We start from the raw sequence: 7,588 nt of genomic DNA on the forward strand, positions 1-7,588 counted from the left end.
GGCGTCAGCGTCAGGTACGTCGCGACGAGCGCGACGCCGAGCGCCGCGAGGAACAGCAGGTAGCCGACGAGCGTCGTGAAACCCATGCCGCTGCCCATGGACGACTTGCTCATGGACATACCACAGAGTTGTCTGTCGTCCGTCAAAATACTGGTGGCGTCGACCTACTCGGGGCGCGGTGACCGGCGCGCCAGGACCGTCTCCCCGGCGGTGACGCGCTCGCCGCGTTCGACGAGGAGGTCCTCGCGGTCGTACTCCGCGGGGAGCACGACGTCCGCGCGGCTGCCGAAGGAGATGTGGCTCACGCGGTCGCCGCGCGTGAGCTCGTCGCCGGCCTCGACGTAGGGGTGGATGCGGCGGGCGAACGCCCCCGCGATGAGCACGAGCGCGTAGTCCTTGCACGTGATGCGGACGCGTTCGTTGTGCTCGGACTCCTTGTCGAACGCGGGCCGGTGGCCGCCCGCGCGGTGGTCGACGGCCTCGACGGTCCCCGAGAGCGGCGCGCGGTTCACGTGCACGTCGTGGACGTTCATGAACACGCCGACGCGGACGCGGCCGTCGTCGGTCTCCCGAACCACGGACACCTTCCCGTCGGCGGGCGCGAGGACGCCCTGTCCGGCGGGCGTGCGCTCGGGGTCGCGGTGGAACCAGACGACGAACGCCGCGAGCGCGAGCGCGGCGACCCCCCACAGCGACGACACGAACAGCAACACCGCGCCGACGACCGCCGCCGGCAGGGCGTACGTCCACTTCCACGGGCCTCGCGCGAGCATACCCGTCCTTGGACGGCCGCCTCCGATAGCCCTTCGGTCGCCGCCGCGGCTCCGAGCCGGGGTGTTTATCGGCGTCCGCTCGCAAGGACCCATCCGATGAACGCGCGCCACGCTCGCTACCCGTTCCTCGACGACTCCCGGCAGGCGGTCCAGGAGGCCGGCGTGGACCTCGCCGAGGTCGTCGCCGAGGACGACGCGGTCGTCGAGCGCGCCCGCGAGCGGGTCGTCGGCGCGCTCACCAGCGGCGACGTCGGCGACCGCGCGCGCTCGGACCGCGTGGAACTGCTCTCCTACCCCGTGGCGCGCGTGCTCGTCTCCGTCGTCGACGAACACGTCCTCGTGCGGAAGTACGCCGAGGCGGAAGCCGAGGCCGCCCACGAGCGGTTCACCGCCGACGAGACCGACGACTCGGAGCTGAAGAGCGTCGGCGACGACGCCAGCCTCTCCCGGCGGGACCTCCTCGCGGAGTTCGACCTGACGAGCCACGTCCACGCCACCCAGCGCGGCTACGACGTCGACGTCCCGACGTACCTCCTGCTGTCGTCGTCGCTGCGCCCGGACAAGTGGCGGCTCGTCAACCGCGCGCTCGACGACGGCCGCGTCCCGGTCACGGAGACCGAACTCGACACGCTCCTCCGGGAGGCCGTGCGGGACCGCGTCGCCGACGGCCTCCCCCTGAACGTCCCCGACGAGGTCGCGGAGGCCCTCGACGGCCCCGTGCAGGCGGTCCGGGACGTGCTCTCGGAGATGGACCTCACGCGGGAGATCGACACCGTCGTCCCCGAGCTGTTCCCGCCGTGCATGCAGCACCTCCTCGACCAGATACAGCGCGGCGAACACCTCCCCCACCACAGCCGCTTCGCCATCACGACGTTCCTCGCGAACATCGGCCTGACGACCGACGAGATCGTCGACATCTACAAGGTGAACCCGGGGTTCGGCGAGGAGATGACCCGCTACCAGACCGACCACATCCGCGGGGAGTCCAGCCCCACCGAGTACACCGCGCCGTCCTGTGCGACGATGAAGGCGTACGGGGACTGCACGAACCCCGACGACCTCTGCGACGCTATCAACCACCCGCTGTCGTACTACGAGGCGAAACTCGACGACGAGGACGACGAGGACCTCGAGGACTGGCGCGAACGCGAGAGCGAGGACGCCGAGTCCGACGCGGAAGCATGACCTCGGAGACCCCGGCCCAGTTGGTCGTGGAGTGCCCGGAGTGCCCGTTCTCCACGGTCGTCGGCGAGGACGACCGGTCGGCCGCCGTGATCGTCAGAGAACACGGCGCGAAGACCGGCCACGCGGCCCGCATCGCCAAGGTCGAGAGCGAGGAGTGACCCGGGACGCGCCGCTGTCGGCTGTCGAATCGCGGAGGACCGCCGCCGGCTATCCTACTCGCTCTGCTTGCCGGAGAGCCAGTAGCCGACGCCGCCCATCACGAGAATGAAGACGACGACCGCGGCGACGACGCCGTAGGCGCCCGTCGCCCCGAACCCCTCGTTCATCGAGCCGACGGCCACGAGGATGGCGATGAAGACGAGAGTAGACAGGATGGCGATGCCCGCTTCGACGCGGGCGTCGGGCCCTTCAGACATACCCCGGGCTTTCGTCGGCCCGGGCAAAAGCGCTTCGAAGCCGTCACGCCGGCGGCAATTCTCGGTGCTCGCTCGGCCGCCGACCACCCGTACTAGGAGGGAGCCCAGCCGTAAACGCACCCCGATTTTGCGGGGTTTAGGCGCCTCGGGCGCCTACCCTACGGTATGGCTCCCACCACGACGCGCCGCGAGCAGCCCGACGAGCGGAGCCGCCGCGCCCGCCGCGAGGAACTCCGCGTGACCGCCCGCGGCGACGGCACCTACGACGTCCACTCGCCCTCGGGCAACGTCTACGCCGTCGACCTCGACGCCGGCGAGTGCGCGTGCCCCGACCACCAGTTCCGCGGCGCGCGCTGCAAGCACCTCCGCCGCGTCGCCATCGACGTCACGCTCGGCGACGTCCCCGCGCCGGGCGAGCGCGCGACGGCGTGTGCCGCCTGCGACGCCGGTCTGTTCGCCGGCCGCGACACCGCCGACCCCGTCTACTGCGAGGACTGCACCCTAGAGGCGGGCGAGACCGTCGTCGACCGCGAGACCGGCGACCTCGTGGTCGTCGTCGAGTCCACGGACGACCGCGCGAGCGACGTCCCCGTCGCTGGCCGCGGCTGGTCGGTCGCCGACCACCACTCGAACCGCGACTACGACCCCGACGACCGCGTCGTCGACGCGCTCTACCCGCTGGACCGCGGCGTCTCTCCGGACGAAATCTCGCCCCGCGACCGCCGCCGGTACTCGTTCCCGCGGGGCCGCCTCGAGCGCCGCGGCTAGTCGAGCATCGACGCCGCTTCCTCGGGCGACAGCACGCCCTGTTCGACGGCGTGCAGCACGTCCTCGACGCTGTTCTCGTCCGCGCCCTCGTCGTCGCTGCCGCCGAGGTCGTCGAACGTCTCGCCGTCCTCGACGGCGGTCTCCTTCTTCACGCGGTAGTTCCCGCCGTCGGTCTGGTAGACGTCAGCGGGGTGGAAGAAGTACCAGTCCTCGCGGTCGAAGCGAACGCCGATCTTGGGTTTCGCGCCGAAGTTCTGGCTGAAGTAGACGAGGGCTTCGACCTCCTCGCCCGTGAGGTAGATTGGGTCGCCCGCGCTGGACTTCGCCTCGACGGCGTAGAAGACGCTGCCGTCGCCCGCGAGCACGTCCGGGAGCTCGCGGTCGGTCGCCGCGCCGCTGGCCGGCGCGCGCATCACCGCGAACCCGCGCTCGTCGAAGGCGTTCACGAGCTCTCGCTCCCTGCGGTTGCCCTTCGCGTTGGAGTTAGACATGCGCCGACCCCGTGCCCGCTGACATACGCGGCCCTACGCGGGCGGGGGATAGGAGCTTGCGCCGCGCGGGCGAGTGGGTTTTTCCCGCTGGTCGCCGTCAGTGACACGCCCATGGGCGACGCGACCGCGTCGACGTCGACGGACGAACAGACGTCCTCGACCGGGATCCTCGGCCAGCAGCTCGAGGAGGGGCTGAACGAGCTCGAGCGAGCGACGGACGGCCTCGCGCTCTCTGGGCTCTCCGCGGGGCTGGACATCGGGTTCGGGCCGCTGCTGATGGCGGTGGTGGTCTCGCTCGCCGCGGGCGAGTGGAGCGCCCCGACGGTCGAGATAGCGCTCGCGAACGCCTACGCTGTCGGGTTCGTCTTCGTCGTCATCGGGCGCTCGGAGCTGTTCACCGAGCACACGACGCTGGCCGTCCTCCCGGTGTTGGACGGCGCGCGACGTTGCGGTCGCTGGCCCGGCTCTGGGGCGTCGTGTTCGCGGCGAACGTCGTCGGCGGCGCCGTGTTCGCGGGTATCGCCGCCGTCGTCGCGCCGGCGTACGGACTCGCGGACGCCGCGGCGTTCGAAGCGGTCGCCACGCCGCTGGTCGCGCACGGGAACGCGGCGCTGTTCGCGGGCGCCGTGCTCGCCGGCTGGCTGATGGGACTGATGTCGTGGCTGGTCGCGGCCGCACAAGAGACGCTGAGCCGCGCGTTCTTCGTGTGGCTGGTCGCCGCGACCATCGGCATCGCCCACCTCCCGCACTGCATCGCGGGCAGCGTCGAAGTGCTGCTCGGCGTCGCCTCGGGCGTCGTCAGTCCCGTCGCCTACGGCCGCTTCCTCGCGTTCGCCACGGCCGGGAACGTCCTTGGTGGCGTCGTGTTCGTCTCCCTCCTCAAGTACGGCCACGTCGTCCGCGGCGGCGACTGACCGCCACACGGCTTTTCTCGGTGGTCGCCGTACTCCCGCCCAGTCATGCCCGGTAGTGACCTCCTCGACCGCGTCGACGGCATCGTCCACGAGGCCACCCAGGTCCACGAGTACGGCGTCGACCTGACCGTCGCGGACGTCTACGAGGTCGCCGAGCGCGGCCGCCTCGACTTCGGCGGCGGCGAGTTCGCCGAGGCCGACCGCCGGCCGCTCGCGTCCTCGCTGCGGAACCCGGACGACGACTACGAGTGGTGGACGCTGAAGGCCGGCACGTACCTACTCGAGTTCAACGAATCCCTCGCCGAGGGCGCGCCGCTGCGCGTCCAGACTCGCCGCGAACTCCGCGAGAACGGCGCCTACCACCCCTCGGTCGTCACCACGGAACTCGGCCCGATGCCGCTGACCGTCCCGGAGGGCGGCGTCGAACTCAAGGAGAACGCCCGCGTCTCGACGCTGATGGAACGATAACCACCAGTCGACGGGCGAGCGGTTCACCGCGCGAACGGAGTGAGCGCGGGCCGACGACTGACCAGAGCGAACGAAGTGAGCGACGGGAAGGAGGAGTGCTTTTAGCGTAGCTTTTGCCAGCGAGCGGCCGAAGGCCGCGAGCGTGGTTCGAGAGACGCCTGCGGCGTCTCTCGTCATCTCGAAAGAGCGCAAAGCGCTCTTTCGGCGACAGCAAAAGGTACCTAGGTGCCGTGCTGCCAGGAGGTCATGTACTCCTCCTGTTCTTCGCTGAGGGTGTCGAGTTCGACGCCCTCGGCGTCGAGCTTGATCTCCGCGAGCTTGCGGTCGAGGTGGTCGGGGACCTCGTGGACGCCGGCGTCGTAGTCGTCGGCGTTCTGCACGAGTTCGCGGATGGAGACCGCCTGCACGCCGAAGCTCTGGTCCATGACCTCGACGGGGTGGCCGAGGCTGACGGGCGTCGCGAGGTTGACGAGGCGGCCCTCGGCGAGCACGTTGATGCGCTTGCCCGAGGGGAGCTCGTACTCGCGGACGCCGTCCCGGACCTCCTGCTCGCTGGCCGCCAGCTCGCGGAGGGCTTCGAGGTCGATCTCGACGTCGAAGTGGCCGGCGTTCGCGAGGACGACGCCGTCCTGCATCTTTTCGAAGTGCTCCTCGACGATGACGTCGCGGTTCCCGGTGGTGGTGACGAAGACGTCGCCGACCTCGGCGGCCTCGCTCATGGACATCACGTCGTAGCCCTCCATGTGGGCTTCGAGCGCGCGCCGCGGGTCGATCTCGGTGACGATGACGTTCGCGTTCTGGCCGCTGGCCTTCTTCGCGACGCCGCGGCCGCACTGGCCGTAGCCCGCGACGACGACGTCCTTGCCCGCCCACGAGAGGTTCGTGGTCATGGCGATGGACGCCAGCGAGGACTCGCCGGTGCCGTGGACGTTGTCGAACAGGCGCTTCATCGGCGTGTCGTTGACCGCGATGACGGGGTACTCGAGGGCCTCGTCGTCGTCCATCGCGCGGAGGCGGTGGACGCCCGTCGTGGTCTCCTCGGTGCCGCCGACGATGGTGTCGATGAGCTCGGGGTGGTGCTCGTGGACGCGGAACACGAGGTCGCCGCCGTCGTCGACGGTCACCGTGGGCTCGTGGTCGAGGACGGCGTCGATGGCCTCGTAGTACTCGGTGTCGCCGACGCCGTGTTTCGCGTAGCTCGTGATGGAGGGGTGGGCGTCCAGCGCGGCGCTCACGTCGTCGTGGGTCGACAGCGGGTTGCAGCCCGTGATGGCGACCTCCGCGCCGGCCTCCGCCATCGTCTCCACGAGCGCGGCGGTCTTCGCCTCGACGTGCAGCGCCATCCCGACGGTCTCGCCCGCGAGCGGCTCGTTCTCCTGGAAGTCCGCGCGCAGCGAGGAGAGAATCGGCATGTGTTCGAACGCCCAGTCGATCTTCTTCCGGCCGGCGTCGCGAGCGGCCCCGACCTCGTCGAGTTGCTCGCTGATTGGCGGCGCAGTTGTCATACGAACGAGGACGGCCACTGGCTTCAAAACCCTACCGAAGCAGCGGAGAACGCCGGGCGGGACGGCAGGTCCGATGGTACGCCGTCGCGCCGTCCGAACGCCCGGCGGGGGAGTCCTCGGCGGGCGGCGGGACGGCGACTCGACTCACAAGCGTGGCCGCCCGCCGAGGCGCTGACGCCGTCGACAGTGGGTGCCGCAGGCCGTCAGGCCTGCGTTAGATTCCTCGGCCGGATACCGAAAAAGCTCGTTGGCCGGGAACTGACCTGTTCGGATTCGAAGCCGCTGTGCCGTTCAGTTCCCGTTGCCGGGATTAGCGTTGCCGGGGCCGTTCCCGTTGCCGGGGCCGTTCCCGTTGCCGGGGCCGTTGCCGCCAGCGTTTCCGTTGCCGTTCCCGGGACCGCCGTTATCGTCCGACCCCGGGCCGTTCCCGTGACCGTTGCCGGGATTGCCGTTCCCGTTGCCGCCGTTCGCGGCGTCCGCGCCGTTCCCGTCGTTGCCGTCGGCGCCGTGGCCGTTGCCGTTGTTGCCGCCGGCCTCGCTGTCCCCGCTTTCGTCTTTCTCGGCGTCCTCGCTACCGTCGTCTTTCGGGCCGGGGTCGACGTGGTCCGGGCGGTTGTCCGCGCCCGGATTGTTGTCGACCACGAACGCCGCGACCGCCTGTCCGCTCATGTTGCCCTCGGCCTGGAGGGCCGCGACGAACGCGGAGACGCGCTCGCCGAACGACTCCGTGGCGTTGCCGTCCTCGCTCACGGTGAGCGTCGCGGTCGTCTCCGCGGTCGCGTTGTTCGCTTCCGCGACCACGTCGACGGTGACGTTCTGCTCGGGCGCCGGCAGGCCGACGGTGCCGTTCTCGTCGGTCGTGTAGTCGCCGGCGCGGCGTACGTCGCGTTGTCCGCTTCGGTCACGGACACGGACGCGTTGGCGACGCCGTCGCCGCTGGCGCAGTCCCCTGCTCGACGTCGAGCCCCGAGCGCCTCCACGAGCGCGTGCCGACGTTCGTCGGGAACCAGTCGGTCGTCGACGACCTCGAGCCGCGCTACCGGACTGACTTTTAGCGTCCGTCTCCTC

The 7,588-nt window shown here is 70.5% G+C and carries 9 protein-coding genes and 1 pseudogene; 5 read left to right on the forward strand and 5 right to left on the reverse strand.

The annotated features are described in order from the left end of the window. Positions 1-164: 164 nt before the first annotated feature. Complete coding sequence (locus GJ634_RS12945) at positions 165-773, reverse strand: protein sorting system archaetidylserine decarboxylase (RefSeq protein ID WP_157503265.1); 609 nt, start codon at positions 771-773, stop codon at positions 165-167. A gap of 96 nt (positions 774-869) precedes the next feature. On the opposite strand from GJ634_RS12945, the gene priL reads away from it, so the two are divergent. Continuing rightward, complete coding sequence (gene priL, locus GJ634_RS12950) at positions 870-1,958, forward strand: DNA primase regulatory subunit PriL (RefSeq protein WP_157503267.1); 1,089 nt, start codon at positions 870-872, stop codon at positions 1,956-1,958. Then, positions 1,955-2,116, forward strand: coding sequence for a hypothetical protein (locus GJ634_RS12955; protein ID WP_157503269.1), 162 nt, complete (start codon positions 1,955-1,957; stop codon positions 2,114-2,116). Before priL ends, GJ634_RS12955 begins: the two co-directional genes overlap by 4 nt. A gap of 54 nt (positions 2,117-2,170) precedes the next feature. On the opposite strand, the gene GJ634_RS12960 is transcribed toward GJ634_RS12955, so the two are convergent. Next, positions 2,171-2,374 (reverse strand): hypothetical protein, encoded by a 204-nt coding sequence (locus GJ634_RS12960; protein WP_157503271.1) that lies wholly within the window; start codon positions 2,372-2,374, stop codon positions 2,171-2,173. A 165-nt stretch (positions 2,375-2,539) separates the two neighbouring features. Between GJ634_RS12960 and GJ634_RS12965 the strand changes: the two genes are divergently transcribed. Continuing rightward, positions 2,540-3,142 carry an SWIM zinc finger family protein gene (locus GJ634_RS12965; protein WP_157503273.1) on the forward strand — a complete coding sequence of 201 codons (603 nt, stop codon included), beginning with the start codon at positions 2,540-2,542 and terminating at the stop codon, positions 3,140-3,142. Here GJ634_RS12965 and hjc read toward each other — a convergent pair. After that, the gene (hjc, locus tag GJ634_RS12970; RefSeq protein ID WP_157503275.1) at positions 3,139-3,633 is read right to left on the reverse strand and encodes a Holliday junction resolvase Hjc; all 495 of its coding nucleotides are present in this window, start codon (positions 3,631-3,633) and stop codon (positions 3,139-3,141) included. The genes GJ634_RS12965 and hjc overlap by 4 nt on opposite strands. A gap of 111 nt (positions 3,634-3,744) precedes the next feature. Here hjc and GJ634_RS12975 point away from each other — a divergent pair. Together GJ634_RS12975 and GJ634_RS12980 are read left to right on the forward strand one after the other, a co-directional pair. After that, positions 3,745-4,547 (forward strand): annotated as a pseudogene (locus GJ634_RS12975) (formate/nitrite transporter family protein). 45 nt (positions 4,548-4,592) lie between these two features. Further along, positions 4,593-5,015 carry a dCTP deaminase gene (locus GJ634_RS12980; RefSeq protein ID WP_157503277.1) on the forward strand — a complete coding sequence of 141 codons (423 nt, stop codon included), beginning with the start codon at positions 4,593-4,595 and terminating at the stop codon, positions 5,013-5,015. A 221-nt stretch (positions 5,016-5,236) separates the two neighbouring features. Here the strand turns inward: GJ634_RS12980 and GJ634_RS12985 are convergent, their stop codons facing one another. Beyond that, positions 5,237-6,520, reverse strand: a complete 1,284-nt coding sequence (locus tag GJ634_RS12985; RefSeq protein WP_157503279.1) for an adenosylhomocysteinase — start codon at positions 6,518-6,520, stop codon at positions 5,237-5,239. A gap of 291 nt (positions 6,521-6,811) precedes the next feature. Next, entirely contained in the window at positions 6,812-7,321 is a 510-nt protein-coding gene (locus tag GJ634_RS12990) for a hypothetical protein (protein ID WP_157503281.1), read from the reverse strand. Positions 7,322-7,588: the final 267 nt, after the last annotated feature.

Source organism: Halobacterium sp. CBA1126, from assembly GCF_009741975.1.
Lineage (GTDB): Archaea > Halobacteriota > Halobacteria > Halobacteriales > Halobacteriaceae > Halobacterium.